Genomic DNA, 22,338 nt, shown 5'->3' with positions numbered 1-22,338 from the left:
ACTCTTAAACAGCACAACGAGTAGAATCAATTACGATCATATCTCAAGTCTCCTTCTTCGGGAAAGAGGAGATTTGAGATATGATCGAAATCTGACACACTCAAAGCTAAATATAGTACCACTACATTGGAAGAAGAATTCTAAAATAAGGCTTATGAAAGACTTTAAATATATTTGGCTCCTTTTATTGCTGATACTCAACAGCTTTGGAGCTTGTTCAGATGATGATCCGTTGATGCCGGGCGAGCGTCCTTCGTCCGGAACTGATCCTGCCCCGGAAGAACAAGTTCTCCACGACGGATTTAATTTTGATCCGGCTATTCCTAAAGCGGATGAACCACTGACTATCACCTTCAAAGCACCCGAAGGAAGTAACTTCTATGGTTACGCTGACGACTTGTACTTACACTCCGGAACAGGAGCAAACTGGACAGGTGCACCTACATGGGGAGATAATCAGAATAAATACAGACTGAAAAAGACAAAGGACAATGTGTGGAGTATCACCCTTTCCTCATCTATCCGCCATTTCTATTCTGTTGCTCCATCTACTCCCTTACAGACCATTAACCTGATTGTACGTGATGCGGAAGGTAGCCAACAAACCTACGATTACGCAACTTTAGTAGAAGATAGTCAAAACGGATTTATCTGGGAAGAACCGCAAAAAGCCCCTCTCCCCATATCCGGAGAAGAAAAAGAGGGTATTCATATCCATTCGGCCACTTCGATAACGCTTGTATTATATGATAAGGACAGTCAGGGCGGTCATAAAGATTGTGTATTTGTAACAGGTAATTTCAACAACTGGAAACTGGATAGTCGCTACATGATGAAATATGACGAAACAAACCATTGCTGGTGGATCACTCTGGAGGAATTGACTGCCGGTGAAACACAGTTCCAGTACTTTGTGTACAGTGCTTCGGATGGCGGTACTTACTTGTGCGATCCTTATTGTGAGCAAGCATTGGAAAAGGGAGTGGATACCAACTTTCCCACTGGCGCACAAGCACCTTACGTATCAGTCGTAAGCACAAACCCACAACCCTATCAATGGAGTGCCGGAGAATTTGAGATGAAGAATAAAGAAAATCCGGTTATCTATGAGCTCTTGTTGCGGGATTTTACTTCCAGTGGAAATCTGGCAGGAGCAATGGAAAAGCTGCCTTACTTAAAAGAACTGGGAATAGATGCTATCGAACTGATGCCTGTACAAGAATTTGCAGGTAATGACAGTTGGGGATACAACACCGGACTATACTTTGCACTGGATGCCTCGTATGGAACTCAAAATGAATATAAAGCTTTTATTGACGCCTGCCATCAGAATGGAATCGCCGTTATTTTCGATGTAGTCTACAACCATACGAACAATGATAATCCGTTTGCCCGTATGTACTGGGATACGTTTAATAACCGCCCTTCCACTAAGAATCCATGGCTGAACGCTGTAACACCGCATCAGAAGTATGTTTTTTCACCGGATGATTTCAATCACACTTCAGAACAAACAAAAGCTTTTGTCAAACGCAACCTGAAATATCTGTTAGATACTTACCACATCGACGGTTTCCGTTTCGATTTCACCAAAGGTTTCACACAGAAACAGACAACAGGTGATGATGATTTGGCGGCAACCGACCCTGCTCGTGTATCAGTACTGAAAGAATACTACGAAGCCGTAAAAGCTGTCAAAGAAGATGCAATGGTTACCATGGAACATTTCTGTGCAAATGAAGAAACAACTTTAGCCACAGAAGGAATTCATTTTTGGAGGAATATGAACCATTCTTATTGTCAGTCGGCTATGGGCTGGAAAGATAATAGTGATTTCTCCGGATTATATGACACCACCCGTCCGAATCAATTTGTGGGCTATATGGAAAGTCATGACGAAGAGCGGTGTGCCTATAAACAGATTGAATACGGAAATGGAGCCTTAAAAACCAACCTGTCCGAACGGCTCAAACAGTTATCATCCAACGCCGCATTCTTCTTTACGGTTCCAGGTCCGAAAATGCTTTGGCAATTCGGCGAAATGGGGTATGATATTTCAATAGACGAAAATGGACGTACCGGAAAGAAACCAGTCCTTTGGGAATATCAGACAGAGCGTAAAAGCTTGGTAGATATTTATACAAAACTAATCACTCTACGGACAACACACTCCGATTTATTCAACGCTTCTTCTCAATTTACCTGGAAAGTCAGTTATAATGATTGGGATAATGGACGTACACTGACATTGAAAGCTGTGAATGGGAAACAACTTCATGTGTATGCGAATTTCACCAATGCATCTATCGATTATACTATTCCTGAAGGTACATGGTATCTATATCTGGAAAATGGGAATCCCGTGGAGGGAGAAAAAAAGATCAGTGTTCCTGCACACGAGTTCCGCTTATACACCAACTTTGCCGAATAACGAGCGGGTGTTTTGAGCAGAAAGGAAGATTTAACTAATAAGCATTGAAGATTCTCTAACGACAAAGGCACAAAGATGGCAGGTTATTTTTCTGCTACTTCTTTGTGCCCTTGTTTTATATTTTGTTCCGTATTATGCCTGACCTTTTATTTTGTTGAAACATAATTAGACCTGTGTCTCTCCCTCGATATACTCTTCCAAAAAGAGATTCTCTCCGTCAAACACGGCATAAGAGAAGAAGTTAATCCAGTCTCCCAAAATCAACACACGGGAGGTGGCGCTCAACATCAAATCCAGTTCAATGTGACGATGTCCGTAAATAAAGAAGTTGATATTGGGATGGCTTTTCAAGTAGTCTTTGGTATATAGTACCAAGTGTTCCTTGTTTTCTCCCATATAATCCGGTTCCTTTCCGTCCGCCCGTTTTTGTCGGCTGTGCTTAGCCCATGTTAAACCCAATTCAACACTCCAGCGGGGATGAATAGCAGAAAACATCGTTTGCAAAGTTTTGCTGTGGAACATCGAACGAAGTAGCTTGAACTTCTTATCCGGATCACCCAAGCCGTCACCATGAGCAAGATAAAACTCCTTTCCGTAGATTTCAGTAGTCAATGGTTCGCGATGCATGATGACACCACACTCTTTGGTGAGATAGTCTCCACACCAGATGTCATGATTACCTATAAAAAAATGCACCTCTACACCCATATCTGTTAGTTCGGAGAGCTTCCCCAAGAAACGGGTGTACCCCTTAGGAACTACCAGCCGGAATTCATACCAGAAGTCGAACATATCTCCCAGTAGATAAATGGCGGAAGCCTTATGCTTTATACTATCGAGGAAGTTCACCAAACGCCGTTCTTGAGTACGCCCGTGCTCAATAGCACGAGAACCAAGATGTGCATCGGAAAGAAAATAAATGTTCTTCATTTAATTACCAGTTACGAGATCTAATAACGAATTACAACTTATAAAATCAGAGCACTGCCTGACATAGAACGATTAAAGAAAACCTAATTCCAATTTGGCTTCTTCACTCATCATGTCTTTATCCCATTCAGGTTCGAAGACCAGATTGATGGTGGCGGAATTCACTCCTTCTACTGACTCCACTTTTTGGCGAATATCCTCCATAATAAAATCAGCAGCCGGACAATTGGGAGCTGTCAGCGTCATATCGAGTGCCGCTTCTCCACTATCGGAGACGTCAATCTTATAAATCAGTCCAAGATCGTATACATTGACCGGAATCTCCGGATCGTACACTGTCTTTAGCATAGCTACAATCTTCTCTTCTATTTCAATTTTTTCCATACGTCCTTATTTATTATGTATCGCAAAGATAGAGATAAAAAATGAAACATAAAAAATTAGGCACGGAATGCGTATCCCGTGCCTAAAGAATATATCATTTACTCTCTATCTCCGGTTACTAAAAAACACACCGGAACAGTAAATTGTTGTAATGAGTAGTCTTAATCTACTTTCTCACCGAAATCTGTCTGTTGTTGCTCCACTTCTTTCAGTTTTAATTCATTCAGTTCACGACGGCGGCGTTCCAACTCCAGTTCAGCATCACTCTTCTTGTCCATGGAGAACGATTCGGATGGCTTAGGCAGCGCTTCTTCTTTCTTATCAAATATCAATGGATACATTGGAACGGAAGATGTTAGTTCCAGTTCACCGCTTACAGGCATCTGTGATCCCTCAAACAAAACACTGGCTCTTACCTTAATCTTTCCGGGAGTCGTGGTCGACTGGATCAATACGGGAGCACTGCCCCATTTCACCGGAGCAGGATTTGCCAAGACATTAGCTCCGCCCAAAATACGTCCCTCTCCTTCTACAAAGAACTTGATATAATAATTATTCAAACGCTTTACATTTCCATTCTTATCCGTGATTTCTGCCACAACAGTAACAAAATCAGATCCATCAGCACGCAGTCCGATTCCTTCGTTGTCTACTCTCAAACGAATCTGTTCTGCACGGCGGGCGGGCATTACTTTATGTGTAGCCACCACCTTGCCATCCATCAGTCCTTCTGCCAGGAAATAGACGTCCGCATCATGCTTTTCACGAGTCATCTTCTTATCAACCATAAAGTCAAATATCCCGGGGAAAGTTATTACCGGAGAAGGCATTCCTTTTCGTGTCTTGTCTTTTTTATAGGTATAAGTTTGCCCATCTTTATTCACAGTCAAACGAACTTCATCGCAGTTGGAATACACCGTTACATCTCTGCTTGAGAACGGTGTCATCTCGTGAGCGATATAAACCATCGGTCCGCTTTCTGCCAAACTCTCGGAAACGACAGCCGGACGTTGCGCCTTAAACATATAATAAGAATACTTAGGCTGACGGAATACATCCATCAATCCACCATAGAACGGGTCCGGGTGGTATCCCCGCTGATGATCGAACGAATGCCACAAGCATCCGCCCACATGCCAGGGAGACTCTTTATACAAACCATCATAGCAAATGTAATTATAATAAGGAGAAGCGTAATGAGCAGCCTGTATAAGCATGGGCTGTTCTCCCCAGTTACGGGCTGTGCGACTTGGAGAATTGTGCGAACTCCAATCATCGACATTATCTCCCCACTCGCGTGTAAAGTAAGTTATTTTAGGATCACGTTTTGAAAGATCCATCGGATGGGTAAACTGCACCGGAAAATATTGCGAGCCCTTGGCTTGCACATCACAACCGGAATAGCAGGATGGATAAGGATATTCCTCATCAACAATCCCTTTCACACGCCCGGCAAAATCTTCCGGATACCATGTCTCATTCAAGATTGGTTCCCACAGCCATACACAAGGATGGTTACGGTCACGGCGAACCATATTACGTATATCATTATAAACCCGTTTGGCAAAAATGGGTTCGTCATTCCAGAATTGCCATCCCGGAGTATTCACGATAACAAACAGGCCAAGTTCATCACAGGCATCCATAAAAGCCGGGTCTTGCGGACAATGTGCATTACGGATTACTTCCAGCCCCAAATCTTTCAGTTTCTTGGCATCACGCCAGTGAATACTATTGGCAACCGCATTTCCTACAACTGCAAAATCCTGATGCCGATTAGCTCCCATCAAAGGTTTACCATAAGGTTTTCCATTCAGCCAGAAGCCATCTTTTCCCTTAAATTCGATACTACGGATACCGACGCGACGACGATAACCGTCTACTACATTTCCATTCTTATCATAAATACGTACACACAGATTATACAGATAAGGTGATTCAGGAGTCCATAAATGCGGCTGCTCTACTTTCATCTTTCCATTATGACTTGTCGCAGTCCCTTTACGGATATTCAGTTTCACATCTGACGATGCCACTTCTTTTCCTTCACGGTCTACTAAAGAATAGGAAATTTTTCCTGCAAAGCCCTGTTTGTCTTCATTACGTATATGCGCTTTCAAGAGAATATCTGCCGATTGCTCCGATACACGATCTGTGGCAATAAACAGTCCGCCTCCTGCTATTTCGTTCTCGTAATTCGGATCCGTGATAAACACATAATTATGTGCAATCAGCCAGCAATCCCGATAAATGCCTCCCAAATAGGCATAATCTAACACATCTTGTGGTTTTCCAGGCGCATAGGTCGGATCGTCGCTATTATCAGCCCACACCGCAATCACATTGTCCTCTCCCCACTTTAATGCATCAGTCACATCTACCGATACGGGAAGATAGCCTCCAAAGTGCTCTGCCAATAATTTACCGTTTACATAAATCTTACTTTTACCCATAATGGCTTCAAAGTGCAGAAACAGTTTCTTTCCTTTCAATGCTTCGGATGGAGTAAAGTGTTTACGATACCATACTTCCCCCTGATAATTGATGCAACCACTAGCCTCAGTAGGAAGATACTCGATACCATTAGGTAAAGACACCACCTGCCAGGTTTTGTCGTCAAATTCTTTTGCTTCGGCACCCACCACACTTCCTTTATAAAAGCGCCAGGCAGGATTCATCGAGTACACATCACGCCCGGTATCCGGTAACCGGAAGAAACCGGCTGTTGAAAATTCCGGCTCATGGGCATAACCCATAAAAAACAGAGATAAAAGCAGTAAGCTAACAAAGATTCGTCTCATATAAAGTTTTATTTTATAATGAATGTCATGTTGTCTGTCGCAATCAACCCAAAGATGTCTTCGACATACAAAGATAGTATATTCCAGATACGAATCCCCCTATTTGTCCTCTTCATATACAAAACAAGGATAAATAAGGGGATTCAAACTAATACCTGTCAGTTATTATTCATCCGGTTGAATGAGTAAAGGTACTCTGGCACTATCGGTTCCTGTATTTTCAACATACTTGTAACCAGAGCCAGCTACCGCTTGATTCATGGATGCTATTTTGTCAATAAGGGCAGCAGCATCGCTTACCTTAGTTGAAGTTGGTAAGTTTCCACCCGGATTCGAAACTCCGTCGGACATAAAATAACATTCGTTTGCTGTCACTGATCCCGTTGATATTCCACAAATGGTAACAGAAGCAGTGCCAGAAAGCACAGAAGTTGAATAACATCCTGTCAAAGTTCCACCATTTTTCACCAAACCACCAATATTTCCGGACGCTTTGGCCACTATTTCACCAGCAGCAAACGAAGCGGTTACAGGTCCTTCGTTTCCTCCCACCAGACCACCGGCATTCACAGCTGTAAATGCAGTAATAGTCATCAAAGAATAACAGCCAGTTATGGTTCCCTGAACATTCCAACCCACAAGTCCTCCGATGGCACCTTCACCATTACCTCTATATACAAAGGATACCTCCTTGTCAATCGAAGAACCTTGTATTTGTGCCTTAGACCACCATCCGTTCACACCTGCCAATCCACCGGCATTTACTTTACCACCGGCAACAGTCAGTACCACATTACCTTTTACCTTACAATCCTTTATCATTGACGCACCAGTCTGATTATGTCCGGTAATAGCCCCTAACTTAGCATCTGCTCCATTGACAGTCAACGCTCCTCCATCAATGACGCAATTCTGAATCGTTCCGGTATTTATTGCTGCAAATGCTCCAGCTGCGCCTGACACTTGTTTCACTGTTACATCTTTAAGAGTTAAATTTTTAATGATACCATTATTAGTTATAAACAAACCGGCATCGTTTCCTGTTGCTTCAATTGTAAGACCGGAAATAGTCTTGCCATTGCCGTCCAATATACCTTTAAACTCCGTAACCGGTACCCATGCCTCTTTAGTCGACATATCAAGATCAGCATCTAATGTAATTACCGTAGCAGCATTCGTCATAACAGTCGGTTCAATTGCCAAATTTATCAACCCGTCTTCTTTCTTGACTAAATACTTACCCGCTTCAGTCTCCTCATATCCCAAGTCTGCCACCAGCATAAATGATATACCATATCGCTTTCCAGCCACATATTTATATTCATCTCCTGCTACCACCGATTCGGCATTATAAAGTTCACTGATCTTTCCTTTTTTCTCTATTGTTTCCGTAGAGGAAGAATCTCCCACTTTTTCTATCGTAGCAGTAAAGGTTAATTCTGTATCCTTTGTCATGTCTGCCATCGGGAAGAAACTCAAATAACCGTATGCAACTTCATTCTTTGCCATGTCCAAACTTGTCATAGACAAAGTCAGACTATTACTTTTATCACCATACGTTTTCTCTTCTCCCGAAACTGTCAACGTTTTTGGGAAAATAGCAGCATCAGCCGAAACAACCACCTTTGTCACTTTATAGGCATCCGGTCTTCGATTGGTGAATTTAAACTGATAAAGAGCTGTCAAATGTTCAAACTTAAGATTGGTGACGGTAGTCCCATTCACCGTGCCTTTAGCAAGCATGTGCATCGTATTCTGCAGCTCTGCTTTTTGGGCACTTTGCGTAGCATCTCCCAACGTAAAAGTGAAAACATTCCCTGAAGTCGGAACATCTTTTTTCGGATAGATTCCCCAAACAGTAGCTCCCTCTTCAAAGTTACCATTCCCTGCAAATTCCACATTTCCAGACGGTTCACTCTCATCATAATTTATGGTTGTGAAATCATAGCCATTTGTTCCATTCCAAAGTGTAACCTTATCATCGGCATTCCACATAAAGGAACTACCGTCATCTTGTACGTTGGCACGTGTAGACGATTCTTTGTCCGTATTTTCATACCCCCGGATAGAAGCAACAGCCACATAAGTCTGTGATTCTCCCCGTTGCAGTTCATCCCCACCTTCAATGAAAACATCTTCTTTACAAGAGCTTAGGGTGGCTGCACTTAGCAGCCCGATCCCTAATAAAGAATAGATTTTATTCATGATTTATTTTTTTCTGTTATCAGTTATTTAAATATCACCACCATCTCCAAAATCTGATCCACCGAAGCCAGGTTCTTTCACAGCCCCCTGTAGAATCAACGGACAGTATATATTAGTTCCGGCATCCTCATTCACTTTAAAGCTAAAACCAAATTCTGGATCCTTGGCTTCTATTGCCAAATTCATCTGACGTTTCTTATCCTTGAGTTGAGTAGCTGTTACCTTACTAATTCCATTTACAGATCCGCTTCCTACAGGATTAGTCACCGTCTCGCCTACGAAATAACACTGGTTGATTCCTGTTGAATTCGAAGCGACGAAAGCTCCCAATTTATTACTTCCAGCATTATTAGTCACATTTATCTGCGTGGTCGAGTAGCAAGCCGTCACAGTAGCATCAGCATTATTAATGGTATTCTGTGCAATGAAACCGCCAGTATTATTATAGATAGTTCCACTAATTGAACCGGCTACATAACAGGCCAGAACCGTACCGTTACTATTAGCCCCTATAAGTCCTCCTACTTGTCCGGAACAAGAAACCTCAAGTTTGGCTAATGAGTAACAACCTTTGACTTTACCGGAGTTGTTCCAGCCAACAAGTCCGCCGACACAGGATGCACCACTAGAGTTACTAGGATGCTTGATTGTTACATCTGCACCGACATACGAATTTATAATAAGAGCCGTTCCATTAAAATGCTCACCAACCAAGCCACCATAATTAGAATTACCAGCACCACTCAAATTAAGGTTAATAGTTCCACTGATAACTTGACAACCTTCTATTCTTCCTTCGGAGTTTCGACCGATCAAACCACCAAAAACTACCGGTTTTATAACGGTTGCAGTCACTCCCTTGACTGTACAATTCTGAATGACACTCGTTGAACTTTCGGCAGCCAATGATCCTGCTCCCTCTGTGATATCAGCAGAGAAACTTACATTTTCCAAAGTCAAATTCCGGATAGTTCCCGTATTGGTAGCTATAAAACCTTTATTAGCTATTTGCAAATTGCGGATGGTAACACCATTACCTTCAAATACACCTCCAAACGCACTAATAGGTTCCCAAAGTTCATTACCCATATCAATCACTTTTATTCCATCCCCTGCCGGTTCATCGATATATTCTTTTTCTAAAGTAACAGTTGCCTTACGGTATTCATCCGCAATTTTATTCCATCCGAATAATCCAGTCTTATTATAGATATGAATATTTCCATCATCATCGATCATATAGCCCTCATCAGGAATTCTGAAACGATAATCTACCTCAAAATCCATTTTATAATGCTTGCCGGCTGCAAACTGATTGGCAGTAGCATCCATATCAAGTCCGATGTTATCCTCCAAATCTTTGACTTTTACTTTTTTCAGCAGGATAATATCCTGTTCCACTTCATTATTCAAAACGCTTACTGTAATATTCAGTTCGGTCGTACTTTTCATCAACCGGGTATCACCATAGGTTGTAGGTAATATATTCAAATACCCGTTTAATGTTTCATTCTGCGCCAATGCTTGTCCACTCATGTCAAGTGTCAGTTTGTTACGCATACCTGAAAGACTCTGTACCACTCCGTCTTCGTCGATCTTCAACTCTGCGGGAAATACATCATCATCACTCTCCAGCGTAATATAGCGAATCTTCAGTTCCCGGTCCGACGTGTTTTTCAAACCAAACTGTATCAATGCAGTCAATGGTGAAAACGTTAATGCAGGAATCTTATTATCAGTCACATCCCCGGTGGCAACCATATAGGTAGTGGCTGCCAGTTCTGCTGTTTTTCCAGTCTGAGTAAATGTCTCCGGCATAGAAAAGGTAGCCAGGTCATTAAATGTTTTTGCTTCTTTCCGTGGAAATACCGCAATCAGCTTATGGCCATTTTCTACAGCAGCTTTTCCTGTGAATTCAGCAGATTTGTCAGGTTGGTTGTCATTATACCCCGGGGTGATAGAGAAATCATAGCCGGCTCCGAAGTTGCGATTCCATAATGTAACAGCATCTCCTTTATTCCATGTATACACTCCATTCTGCAAATTGCTGCGACCCAAAGGGGCGGACTGTTTAATAGAAGCTATAAATGAATAATCAGTCAGATTCTTGTCGGTTTCGTTCCCTTCACCGTTATTTTCATTCACTATCTTGTCCTCTTCGCAAGAGGTTAGTGCCATTGCGCCCAGCAGTGCAACGCTCAATAAGTGATAAACCTTTTTCATAACTATATAAAAGTTTGTTCGATTAAATATCTTTATTTCAACAACCATTAATACATTGGTTTGTTACGCGTTGGAGTACCACTTCCAAAATAGTCGTAGGTTGGCTTCTTATAGAAACGTATCCAGTCGATTTCCATACGTGGCGTATCATTGCTAGACTTACTTTCCTGATAAGAAATATGCTTAAAATCGTTTGCCCAACTACCATCTTTAGCAGCCTGTTCTGCCGCAGCGTCACCAAGCGCCCATTCATTACATCCGGCAAATGTCAATAGTAAATGTAACCCTTCCGTATTGTATTTGTCCGTAAACGGCCAATGTGTAGACGAGTTCCATGAAGCCGTTCCATTAGCTATTCCGGTATAGCTGCCGTCAGTCCTCATGCGTACATTCTCTTTACCATTAATACCTAAAGCAATCTCGTTATTATCTCTCCATTCCATCCAATAGATATCGAATTCATCCATATCCGATATTATCAACTGTCCTGAAGACGGTTTATACTTATCACCGGATGAAGTGGATATATCATTCCAGTGGAAAGTCTGCCAAGCGCCATTCGGATTCGCATTGGTAGCCGGATTTTCCAGAAGATCAACCTCACCATAGGTAGACCATTGCACACCTCTGATATTTCCTTGGAACCAGACTGCCGAGTTGAAAGAGTGTTTCTTTCCACGCACACGGATTCTAACTTCCACACGAGTGCCCGGCAAAATGCGTACATTGCTGGATTCCCAAGAATCAGCACCCGTAGGCACACCATCAAACTTACTTGCATAGAGGGAGGAAACTCCAAAATCTCTTGTTCCCGTAATTTCCCCTGTCACACTGATTCCCGGATCATACGCACACCACATTTTCAAATATCCATCTTGAGTCATCGTTGCATATTTCTCATTTACAACCGCTTGTACTTTCTGTGTGTTAGCCACATTCTGTGCCGCCATAAAACGTGGAGGACGATTACCATACTGATTGGGGAGTCCGGTACCTTCTGTTAAAGCATCAATCGGATGGAACTCATAAGAATTCAGGAATGTCCATCCTTCAGCAGCTAACGCTTCATTCGGATGCGGATCACCCTCCTTTATCAATAGTGCTGACGCAGCTCTGACCTCATCCCATTTTTCTACTGCCTTTTTATTGCTGGCTGATACAAATATCTGATCCGGATCTGTATAAACCCATTGCTCATTGGTTAACTCGGTGCCCGGAGTCAAACCTGCATCCGTATCAGTAACCTTAATTTCCAACTCGTCCCCATATACCGGATGAATTTCAGAATCGGTAGCAAAAGACATAGACACAGAAGTGAAAGTATTCGGTCCTTTCTCTCCTTTCACCCATATAAGTTCAGATTCAGCTGTTTTATACCCGGCTTTCACCACCAATTCGCTCGGCAGATTCTCATATTTATCCGCATCTTCACCCGCATCAATATGAACGACTACATCTTCCTTAGCTGACGCTCCTACCGTAGCGACCAGAATAAATGAGCCATACTCTTTCACCGTATTGTCCGAATTGTTCTTCAATGACAAGATGGTGTAGTGTTTATCAGATACCACAATCGGACGTTCAGCCGCATTGATCTTGTATCCTCTGACATAAGCGGTGATAGTACCCGATATAGGATATTTAGCCAGATCGTTCTTTACCTTAAATTCGGTAAATCCCTGTTTCTCACCTTTCTTCATAAAAAGATGACCGGCAAAGCCTTCAAAGACATCAGATACAGGGACATCCTTTCCTTCTACATTCTTACCTGCAAAAGTCAGAACAACGTCTATATCTTCTTCGAGTGCCAACTGATTGTCTTGCTGATCTACCTTCACAGTAAAGGTCACATTATCTCCGATAGCAGCACTTTGAGTACTGATTTCGGCCACCAGATTCCGGGCTTCTCCGATAGAGATAACCGTCTCGGTGTCATTACAGCCTGTCATTACAAGGATAAACAGGCAAATTGGTAATAATCTATAGAAATATTTCTTCATAATCTATCCTATTATATCATTATTAATGATTACCATTTCGGGTTTTGTTTCAACTTTTTGTTCAATTCCAATTCTGAAGGAGGGATCGGTAACAGATAATCCCTATCTGCATGGAATTGATATCCGCTTGGCAGAGTCCCGGCCATCGGATCCGCCCATTTGTTATCATCAAGGGTCAGACGCTCTCTGATTCTTTTCTGATTATCCGGACTGTAAGATTTGAATAAAATAGATTCATCACCTACATAAGCACCTTTACCACGCTTTCCAACAATCAGTTTATCGGCTTTCCAACGCATGAGATCATCCAGCCGGAAACCTTGCAAAGCAAGTTCAGAACGGCGTTCACGACGGATTTCCTGTAAAACAGGAGTCAATGTATAACCGAAATCGGTGAAATTAGCATCCTTTGCCGGTGCCAGATATTTCACTCCTGCACGTTCACGAAGCGCTTTCAATGTCTTATTCGCTATATCATCGCTCCACATTTCCAGTTCAGCAGCAGCTTCTGCATAAGCCAAAAGACCTTCGGCATAACGAATAATAGGTAAAGCAGTCTCACCATTACCACTTACAAAGGTGGTATCTATTCCCAAACGGATGTGATAACCCGTCAAAGAACGTGTGTTTCCATCTCCTGCCAATTTAGGAGGACTAATAGTATTCTTCTTCTCATCCGTATATTCTTCCAGATGCATTGGGGTCGCAGTAGTGGCAGAAGCAAATTTGGCACCTTCATTCATCACCGTTTGAATCAATCTAGGGTCACGGCCTTCAAATGTTTCCTTAAAATCCTTAAATTTCTCATTTGTCGGATCAATAAATGTTCCATCGGCATTCAGATAATTATCCACCAGGCTTTGAGTAATTCCGGCAGCTCCTTCCGAGTCGACAACACCTGCCTTCAGATTACCGTTGACATCATGAAAGACTCCTTCATCACTCGAATATTTCCTCCACAATAGCACTTCGCCCATTCCTGACAAATCTTTGCTATTGAACAATGCCGCAAAAGCATCTCCCGGATTTTGCCCGGTTTTATACAGATCAATGCCACAACCGAACAGTTCATTTCCCCAGTTAATAACTTCACCCAAGAAATAATTTGATTCGTTAGTGGAAGATGCAAAATCATCGCTGCTGTGATACTTTTCCCAAGTTCCTTCATACAACGCCACATTCATTGCCAAAACCATGGCAGCTTCTTTATTGATACGAATTCCGGAATATTTACCGCGCGAATGCAACAGATTCTTCGCCTCAACCAAATCACTCAAAATAAATCGGGCTACCTCATTACGTGTCTTTGCGGGAATCTGTAATCCTGCGATTGTCGCATTCTCATCCCAAAAAGCATCCATTACCGGAATAGAACCGAATTTCTTCAATAAATCGAAATGCCAATAGGCACGTAAAAAGTAAGCCTCCCCTTTCAACGACAGTACATCTTCGTTTTCCTGTGCTTCGGGTACTTTATAATTATGGAAAAAATAGTTCACTTTACGCAGGTTCTGATAACCAGTCTGCCAATCGGAAGCTCCGCTAAACTGGTTATTCTGTCCATGCAAACGGGCATCATACTTTTCTGCAATAATATTGTCACTATTCTTTTCTTCACTGCGAACTCCCAAACCGAACTTACTAAAAGACGGCAACGTCATATATAGTCCGTTAATATAGTTTTCGACCTGTATGGCACCTGTCAGAAAATTACCGGCTTCCGGCTTGGTTATCGGTTCCCTATCCAGAAAATCAGAACAGGATGAAAATGGTAATATTGAAGCGGCTACAAAAGCCATTATATATATTCTTTTCATATCTTATGGTTTAAAAGGTAAATTCAATACCAAATACGTAGTTTTTATTCAACGGATATACCTTTCCGTTACCATTTTGCTTCATTGGGGAAGTCAATCCCGGAGCAGTTTCGTTACTACCCCCAGCCCATGTATTTACCTGATTCAAGGTTTCAGGATCGAATACGTCCGGCAAATTGTCAATCGTGAAGAGATTATCACAAGTGAAATACACTTTCAAGTTCTCCAATCCCATCTTCTTAACCAGTTTAGGCTGGAAGTTATAAGAAATCATCAAGTTTTTGAGTCGCATATAAGCTGCGTTCAATAAATAACGTGAAGTGTTGTAACCTACGTTCGCATTATATTCAGGACTGTCGGGTTTTGTCAGACGCGGCAGGTAAGCCCCCGGGTTGTACACATTATAATAATCCAAATGTTCTTTAAAGAAGTTGGAATCACCGCTAAACAGATAAGTACTTGCAGCCATCGGGAAATCACGTTTCATGACTCCCTGGAACAATGCGGAAACTTCAAAACCTTTATAACCGGCATGTAAGTTCAGACCGAAGGAGTAACGAGGAGTCGTATTACCGATAATTTTCAAATCACCGTGATCTTTCAATGTACCCGAACCCGGATCAATTTTACCATCACCGTTCGAATCGATATATTTCAAATCACCACGTTGCCAATCCTTATTCGGTTTGAAGAAAGACATGTCTACTCCTCTCAGATATTCATCCACTTCCTGGTTGGTGAGAAACAGATCATTTGCTTCATATCCCCAGATTTCACCTAAATCCATTCCCTGGTAATAACCTTTGTTACGAACCAGACCGGTGTGGTTGTTATAAATCAATCCTTCCGGATTATTGTATTTGGTTACCACTGCTTTGTAGTCAAAGATATTGAAACCGATTCCATAACTGAAACCATTCTTCAGCTGGTCAGACCAGTTAACCGACAATTCCCATCCACGGTTACGTAGCGTTGCATTATTTACTTTAGCACGTTGGTCAACAGCAATACCGCCAATATCAGGAATTGCTTCAGCCGGGCCAATCATGTCTTTGGTCGTACGTTGGTAAATATCCGCCGTAATCGTCAAACGATTGTTAAGCAAAGTCAGGTCGAAACCTAAGTTGGCATTATCCACTTTTTCCCATGTAATGTACGGGCTTACCATAGAAGGTGTTAAAGCGACTGTACCACGTACCGGAGTAGCCGAAGTGACACCGGAAAGCAACCATGCATTTGAATAGTCCGGTCTCAATGTCATGAAGTTCAGATAATCATATAGTCCGGCTCCATTCTGATTGCCTAAACGTCCGTAAGACAAACGCACTTTCAACTGTGAAACAGGCAAGCTCCATTGCTTGAAGTAGTCGGTACGGGCAATGTCATAACCGGCAGAGAAAGAAGGGAAAAATCCCCAACGATTGCCGGAAGCGAAACGTGACGAACCATCATAACGTCCGCTAAATTCCAGAAAATAGACATTCTGGTAGTTCCAGTTCAAACGGGTATAGAATCCCATGGTTGCCCAATGGTCACGCGCTTCACTATTATAGGCTTTTCCGTTTGCATTGTCAAAAGAGAATGTATCATCGCTCATCACTCCGTCTTTATACGCATACATGCTTGAGTTTTGCTGCACTTCCATCTGGAAACCGGCCATTGCCTTAAAGAAATGGTCACCCCATTGATTCGTATATGAAGACGACACACTGGGAGACAAATAATAGTTGAATTGATTTCCACGAGTCATTGATCCCCACAAAGAATTCGAATATTCGATACCGGGATAAGAATATCCCTGCCGGGGAGCGGTAACATTCTCTATGGTTCCGTCGGGCCGTGTGGTACGGGGCTGCTTCTGCAAGAATTCATCATTCTGCACATCAAAACGAACTTTCATCTCTCCGATAATGTCCCAGCCTTTCAGAGGCGTAACAGTAGCTGCAAAAGTCATGGCATCAGAAATGCGGTTCTGCGAATAGCCCACATTGTCCAGATACAAAGCTTCATTCCATGAAGGAAGATTATAAAGCCCGGAAATAGGAACTTCAGTCACCATATTAGGCTGCGAACGAGCTATCTGATGATAAAGAATAGACATATCGGGGAGCGGGCGGGAAATCAGATTCAACGTGATATTGTTATTGAAGTTAAACTTCAACCAGTCATTCGGCTTGATCTGAAATTTGGTATTCACGTTGTATTTATCCAGAGAGTCTTCTACACGATCCAGCAAACCACCCTGGTAAGTATAACCCAGACCGACATAATAAGTCACTTTGTCCGATCCACCGGAGATACTTAGATTGTGTGAATGACGCAAAGATTTGTTTTTATAGAAATAATCAAACCAGTCGGTATTGGCATACTGCGATTCACCGCCACGCCAACTGGTATTCTCCTGATTGGCGGTAATACCGGGCAGACCTTCACCATAGGGGTTCTGCAAAAACTGATTCATCAAATCAATAGTCTCCTGTGAGAAGTATGGAGACTCACCAATTGCCGAACGGTACGCATTTTTATAATTGGCAAACTCTACAGAGTTCATCATCTCGGGCATGTTGATAGGTGCACTCATACCCACAGAACCGCGATAAGTCACCCGGGCTTTATCCTGTTTACCGCTCTTGGTCGTTACTAACACCACACCATACGCAGCACGAGCACCATACACGGCTGCTGCAGAAGCATCTTTCAATACACTGATACTTTCTATATCGGCAGGATTTACATTCTGCAAGCTCTGTTCCACACCATCCACCAATACATAAGGCTCTCCACCATTAATAGAACCGATACCGCGAATATTAAATTTGATTTCTCCGCCAACTTCACCACCGGTACCGCTTTCAGAAGCATCCGAAGCAAAGTTCAAACCAGCCACATTACCTTGTAAGGCGCTGGTTACATCCGTCACAGGACGGGTAGCGATTGCATCCGCATTAACTGTTGCTACAGCCGCTGTAATAGTATTACGTTTCTGTGTTCCCATACCGACTACCACCACTTCATCTAAAGTTTTGGAGTCTTCCTTCATCACGAACCGATTTCCTGTTAGCTTAGTGATTTTCACTTCCAAAGGAGCATAGCCCACATAGCTGACAGTTATCGTTGTACCTACTTTACCGTTAATTTTAAAGTTTCCATCCAAATCGGTAATGGTACCATCAGTAGAACCTTTCACCATAACGGTTGCTCCGATTACGGACTCGCCACGTTCGTCTACCACCTTACCAGTGATAGTGCCCTGTTGAGCAAAGAGCTCCACAGGGAAGAACAGTAAAAGCATTGAAAAGAGACACACCAGTTGCATCCTAATCTGCATTTTCTTCATAACATTATATTAAAGTTAATACTAAAAGTTTTTTTGAGTTCCATTTGCCAATAGCCCACACTATCCGGCATTGAAATACACCACAAAAATAGATTGATTGGCAGAATGGCGAGTTCATAAAATCGCCAAAATGTTTCCAAAAACATCCATATTCCGTTTTTGAACGTCTTTGTGGCGGTTTTTGGAAATATTTCTTTTGTTTTAGCGGAATTAATCATACTTTTGTTTCACTAATCTCCCCTTAATAATCTTGACTGATGAAAAAAAGTATTTGGATAAAACACTTTTTCTGCTTACTGGCTTTTCTTATCGTAGGCACATTTCCAGCAATAAGTATAGGTAACCATTACGACTTTAAACTGATTGGTTCCCAAAACGGAATGCCGTCTATCATCAGCTGTATCTATACCGAACAAAAGGGATTCATCTGGATCGGTACTCCGACAGGACTAATCAGATTTGATGGAACGGAACTCAAAAAGTACACCGCACAACCTGATAATGAAAATTCCCTGCCTAACGACAGTATCCTGCAAATTATTGAAGATAATCAGCAGACAACCTGGATACTGACCACCACAGGAATCGCCCGTTATTCTCTTATTCACGACAACTTCTTTATCCCCAAACTAAATAATCAGCCCATCATTGCCAAATCGATCTGCAAAATAGCAGACGGGCTTCTGTTCGGAGGGATCAACAAGATATATAAATATTCTTATGCCACCAACACGATTTCTCTCATACGGGAATTCAAGACCGACGAGCCGTTCATTATACGATCCATACAAATGTGGAAACCCGATACCATATTGTGTCTAAGCTGGCAACAGGGAATACTGCAAATGAACCTCAAGAATTTCGAGATAACCCCATTTCCTTTCCAATACGGGAACGACAACGTAGGAATCATCATAGACTCCCAACAAAGAATATGGCTGTCAACCTACAACAATGGCGTCAAGTGTTTCTCCGCCCAGGGAAAATTGATAGCCAGCTATACCACTCAAAACTCCCGTTTGAGCAGTGACATCGTATTGTGCATGACCGAATTCAAACAAAAAATATGGATGGGAACAGACGGGGGAGGTATCAATATCCTCGATCCCACAACCGGCAATATTACCGTACTCGAACATATCTCCGGAGATAATCATTCCCTTCCCACAAATACAATACTCTGCCTGCATAGCGACTCTGCCGGAAATATATGGGCGGGAAGTAAACGTGAAGGGGTTATCAACATTCGTGAAGTATCCATGAGAACTTACACTAATGTTGTGTTAGGGCACAACAAAGGATTAAGTCAAAGTACGGTATTACAACTATATCAGGAACCGGCTTCCGAAGAACTCTGGATCGCTATGGACGGAGGAGGTATCAATAAATTCATTCCTTCTACAGAAACATTTGTGCACTATCCCGACACTTGGGGAGACAAGATGGTCTCCATCACCGGCTTCACACCCAACGAATTGTTAGTATCTGCCTTTTCCAAAGGTATCTTCATATTCGATAAAAAGACAGGAAAGAAGCGTCCTTTCGCTATTATGAGCCCTTCATTAGAGCATCACATCCGCTATAGCGGACAGCCAATCAACTTATACCGGGATACTCCCAATTCGATCTTAATATTAAGTTCGCCTCCTTACCGCTACCATACTTCCACCCGGCAACTCACTCCTGTCCCTTGTGCCAAAGAAGTGAAAATAAAAGGCTTGTTGAGTTCCATTGGATATGATTCCACTGCCATTTACCTGAACGATCCTTATAATATATATAGACTGGATCGTAAAAAAGACACAGTGGAGATATTTGCAAGTGCTCCACAGGGATTCTTCAATGCTGTATCCAGGGATGACAAGGGCGTATTCTGGATTGCAGGCACCCGTGGCCTGTACACCTATCACCCTGATACCCGCAAATTCGAAAGAATTCCTACCACCTTATTTAATGAAGTAAATACCGTGTTATGCGACAATAAAGGAAAAGTGTGGATAGGAGCTGAACAGAAACTCTTTATATGGCTCACCGATACCAAACGTTTTGTATGGTTCGGAGAAGCGGATGGAATTTCCCCCAATGAATACTTGGCCGAGCCCCGTCTCATTTCCCCCAAAGGCAACATCTATATGGGAGGTGTAAAAGGCTTACTATGTATCAATGCAGACACTCAAATAGAAAAGAGTAGTGACTCTCCGGAAATACGCCTTGCCGAACTGACCATAAACGGAGAGAACAGGATGTATCAGCTCAATCAAGACAAGATATCCATCCCCTGGAACAGTAAAAACATTAAGATCCGTGTCATGACTTATGGTGCGGACATTCTCCGGCTCAAAGTCTATCATTTCCAAATGGGAGACCTTAAAACCGAAGGCTACAACCCAGAATTGATGATCCCATCTCTTGCTCCGGGAAGTTATCCCATCATGGTGAGCTGTAACACACAGGAAGGAAATGAAACAACTCCCCAGTTTCTTTTCACATTAAACGTACTGCCACCCTGGTACAGAAGCTGGTGGTTCGTTTCTCTCTGCATCATTGCTTGCATAGGCATTGTGGTACAAATTGTTTTCGTTCTGCTTCGACGCAAAGAAAACAAGATGAAATGGATGATGAAAGAACACGAGCAGAATGTGTATGAAGAAAAAGTTCGTTTTCTGATTAATATCAGCCATGAACTGCGAACTCCGCTCACACTCATATATGCCCCGCTAAGCCGCATATTAAAGACACTTCCTTCTACAGATGCCATTTATCCACCGTTGAAGAATATACATAAACAGGCTCAACGGATGAAAGATCTTATCAACATGGTGCTGGACGTACGTAAGATGGAAGTAGGAGAAACCAAGTTGAAACTCCAAGCCTATCCATTTAACTCATGGATAAAGGAGATTGGTGCCGATTTTACGGACGAGGGAGCTGCCCAGGAAGTGCAAATAGATTATCAGCTCGACGACAGCATAAAAGAGGTGGTATTTGACAAGGGTATGTGTACAATCGTAGTCACAAACTTATTGACGAACGCACTGAAACACAGTCCTAAAAACACAACCGTCACTATCCGTACCAGCAAAAATGACTCATACGTCCGTGTTTCCGTTTTGGATCAGGGAGAAGGTATGCAAGAGGAAGACATGGAGAAAGTATTCATCCGTTTCTATCAAGGCAAGCAGGAAATTGGCGGTAGCGGAGTCGGACTTTCATACGCCAAGATGCTGGTAGAATTGCATAAAGGTAAAATCGGAGCCATGAACAACGAAGCGGGAGGAGCCACTTTCTTCTTCGACTTGCCTTTGGGATTGGAGTCAGGCGAAGTCATCTGCCAGCCGAAACCTTACATCAATGAATTGATTACACCGGACGTAGATCATGAGATCAACGCTCCCGAGACACTCGACTTCTCTACGCAGAATTACACAGTGCTATTGGTAGACGACAATCATAACCTGACAGATTTCCTCTCCAAAGAATTGAAATCCTTATTCAAAGCAATTTATATAGCACATGATGGCCGGGAAGCTTTCGAAATAGCGCAAAAGCAAGTTCCGGATATTATAGTGAGCGATGTGATGATGCCGGTTATGAATGGATACGAACTGTGCAAAGCGGTAAAAGAGAATATCGGCATCAGTCATATTCCTGTGATTCTGCTCACGGCACGCAATGATGAACAGAGCCGACTGTATGGGTATAAAATCGGGGCGGACGCTTATCTGGGAAAACCTTTTGAGATAGACACTCTTGTTAAGATTATACAGAACCGGCTATACAACCGGGAGCAAACGAAAGAGCACTATCAACATATAGGCAACTTCCCTCAACCGCTGGAGAGTACTTTCAGCCAGGCGGATGAAACGTTCTTGTTAAAGTTTAACAAGCTCATTTCCGAGAATATCAGCAATCCGTCTTTAGATATTCCTTTTATCTGCAGAGAGATCGGAATGAGTAAAACATCTCTTTACAACAAGTTGAAGGCTATCACCGATATGGGGGCAAATGACTATATCAACAAATTCAGGTTGGAGCAAGCCATTACTCTGATAAAAACCACCGATCTGACATTTACTGAAATATCAGATCAGATAGGTTTCACTACTTTACGTTATTTCAGTACTGCATTCAAACAGTACACAGGCTTGACGCCCACGCAGTATAAAAATGAATGCAGGAGTGAGAATAAATAAGATATTCTCACTTAAAT

The 22,338-nt window shown here is 42.4% G+C and carries 10 protein-coding genes; 2 read left to right on the top strand and 8 right to left on the bottom strand.

Annotated elements, in window-relative coordinates; genetic code table 11:
- Window positions 1-154: 154 nt before the first annotated feature.
- On the top strand, window positions 155-2,431 hold the full coding sequence (locus KTR06_RS01795) for an alpha-amylase family glycosyl hydrolase (protein ID WP_004305044.1): 2,277 nt from the start codon (window positions 155-157) through the stop codon (window positions 2,429-2,431).
- Window positions 2,432-2,596: 165 nt separating this feature from the next.
- Here KTR06_RS01795 and KTR06_RS01790 read toward each other — a convergent pair whose 3' ends face one another.
- The 8 genes from KTR06_RS01790 to KTR06_RS01755 form a co-directional block, all read right to left on the bottom strand.
- Window positions 2,597-3,361: a UDP-2,3-diacylglucosamine diphosphatase gene (locus tag KTR06_RS01790; protein ID WP_004299751.1), complete on the bottom strand. Its 765-nt coding sequence runs from the start codon at window positions 3,359-3,361 to the stop codon at window positions 2,597-2,599.
- A 72-nt stretch (window positions 3,362-3,433) separates the two neighbouring features.
- Window positions 3,434-3,745, bottom strand: coding sequence for an iron-sulfur cluster assembly protein (locus KTR06_RS01785; protein WP_004299750.1), 312 nt, complete (start codon window positions 3,743-3,745; stop codon window positions 3,434-3,436).
- Between the two features lie 161 nt (window positions 3,746-3,906).
- Window positions 3,907-6,546 carry a glycoside hydrolase family 2 protein gene (locus tag KTR06_RS01780; RefSeq protein WP_117683202.1) on the bottom strand — a complete coding sequence of 880 codons (2,640 nt, stop codon included), beginning with the start codon at window positions 6,544-6,546 and terminating at the stop codon, window positions 3,907-3,909.
- Window positions 6,547-6,711: 165 nt separating this feature from the next.
- Complete coding sequence (locus KTR06_RS01775) at window positions 6,712-8,751, bottom strand: GLUG motif-containing protein (RefSeq protein WP_087321600.1); 2,040 nt, start codon at window positions 8,749-8,751, stop codon at window positions 6,712-6,714.
- Window positions 8,752-8,778: 27 nt separating this feature from the next.
- Window positions 8,779-10,974, bottom strand: a complete 2,196-nt coding sequence (locus KTR06_RS01770) for a peptidase M26 (RefSeq protein WP_243636438.1) — start codon at window positions 10,972-10,974, stop codon at window positions 8,779-8,781.
- Between the two features lie 47 nt (window positions 10,975-11,021).
- The gene (locus KTR06_RS01765) at window positions 11,022-12,974 is read right to left on the bottom strand and encodes a DUF5006 domain-containing protein (RefSeq protein ID WP_004299746.1); all 1,953 of its coding nucleotides are present in this window, start codon (window positions 12,972-12,974) and stop codon (window positions 11,022-11,024) included.
- Window positions 12,975-13,003: 29 nt separating this feature from the next.
- On the bottom strand, window positions 13,004-14,791 hold the full coding sequence (locus tag KTR06_RS01760) for a RagB/SusD family nutrient uptake outer membrane protein (protein ID WP_004299745.1): 1,788 nt from the start codon (window positions 14,789-14,791) through the stop codon (window positions 13,004-13,006).
- Between the two features lie 10 nt (window positions 14,792-14,801).
- On the bottom strand, window positions 14,802-18,128 hold the full coding sequence (locus KTR06_RS01755) for a TonB-dependent receptor (RefSeq protein WP_215710341.1): 3,327 nt from the start codon (window positions 18,126-18,128) through the stop codon (window positions 14,802-14,804).
- A gap of 257 nt (window positions 18,129-18,385) precedes the next feature.
- Between KTR06_RS01755 and KTR06_RS01750 the strand changes: the two genes are divergently transcribed.
- The gene (locus KTR06_RS01750) at window positions 18,386-22,321 is read left to right on the top strand and encodes a response regulator (RefSeq protein WP_083444151.1); all 3,936 of its coding nucleotides are present in this window, start codon (window positions 18,386-18,388) and stop codon (window positions 22,319-22,321) included.
- The last annotated feature ends 17 nt before the right edge of the window (window positions 22,322-22,338 follow it).

This window comes from Bacteroides sp. MSK.20.12 (genome assembly GCF_019052435.1).
GTDB classification, from domain to species: Bacteria; Bacteroidota; Bacteroidia; order Bacteroidales; family Bacteroidaceae; genus Bacteroides; species Bacteroides xylanisolvens.
This window is presented reverse-complemented; position numbering and strand designations above follow the sequence as displayed.

What these genes read in the sequence shown, in the direction of transcription:
- KTR06_RS01795 (WP_004305044.1), top strand. Translation starts at nt 155, where the DNA reads ATGAAAGACTTTAAATATATTTGGCTCCTTTTATTGCTGATACTCAAC.
- KTR06_RS01790 (WP_004299751.1), bottom strand. Translation starts at nt 3,361, where the DNA reads ATGAAGAACATTTATTTTCTTTCCGATGCACATCTTGGTTCTCGTGCT.
- KTR06_RS01785 (WP_004299750.1), bottom strand. Translation starts at nt 3,745, where the DNA reads ATGGAAAAAATTGAAATAGAAGAGAAGATTGTAGCTATGCTAAAGACA.
- KTR06_RS01780 (WP_117683202.1), bottom strand. Translation starts at nt 6,546, where the DNA reads ATGAGACGAATCTTTGTTAGCTTACTGCTTTTATCTCTGTTTTTTATG.
- KTR06_RS01775 (WP_087321600.1), bottom strand. Translation starts at nt 8,751, where the DNA reads ATGAATAAAATCTATTCTTTATTAGGGATCGGGCTGCTAAGTGCAGCC.
- KTR06_RS01770 (WP_243636438.1), bottom strand. Translation starts at nt 10,974, where the DNA reads ATGAAAAAGGTTTATCACTTATTGAGCGTTGCACTGCTGGGCGCAATG.
- KTR06_RS01765 (WP_004299746.1), bottom strand. Translation starts at nt 12,974, where the DNA reads ATGAAGAAATATTTCTATAGATTATTACCAATTTGCCTGTTTATCCTT.
- KTR06_RS01760 (WP_004299745.1), bottom strand. Translation starts at nt 14,791, where the DNA reads ATGAAAAGAATATATATAATGGCTTTTGTAGCCGCTTCAATATTACCA.
- KTR06_RS01755 (WP_215710341.1), bottom strand. Translation starts at nt 18,128, where the DNA reads ATGAAGAAAATGCAGATTAGGATGCAACTGGTGTGTCTCTTTTCAATG.
- KTR06_RS01750 (WP_083444151.1), top strand. Translation starts at nt 18,386, where the DNA reads ATGAAAAAAAGTATTTGGATAAAACACTTTTTCTGCTTACTGGCTTTT.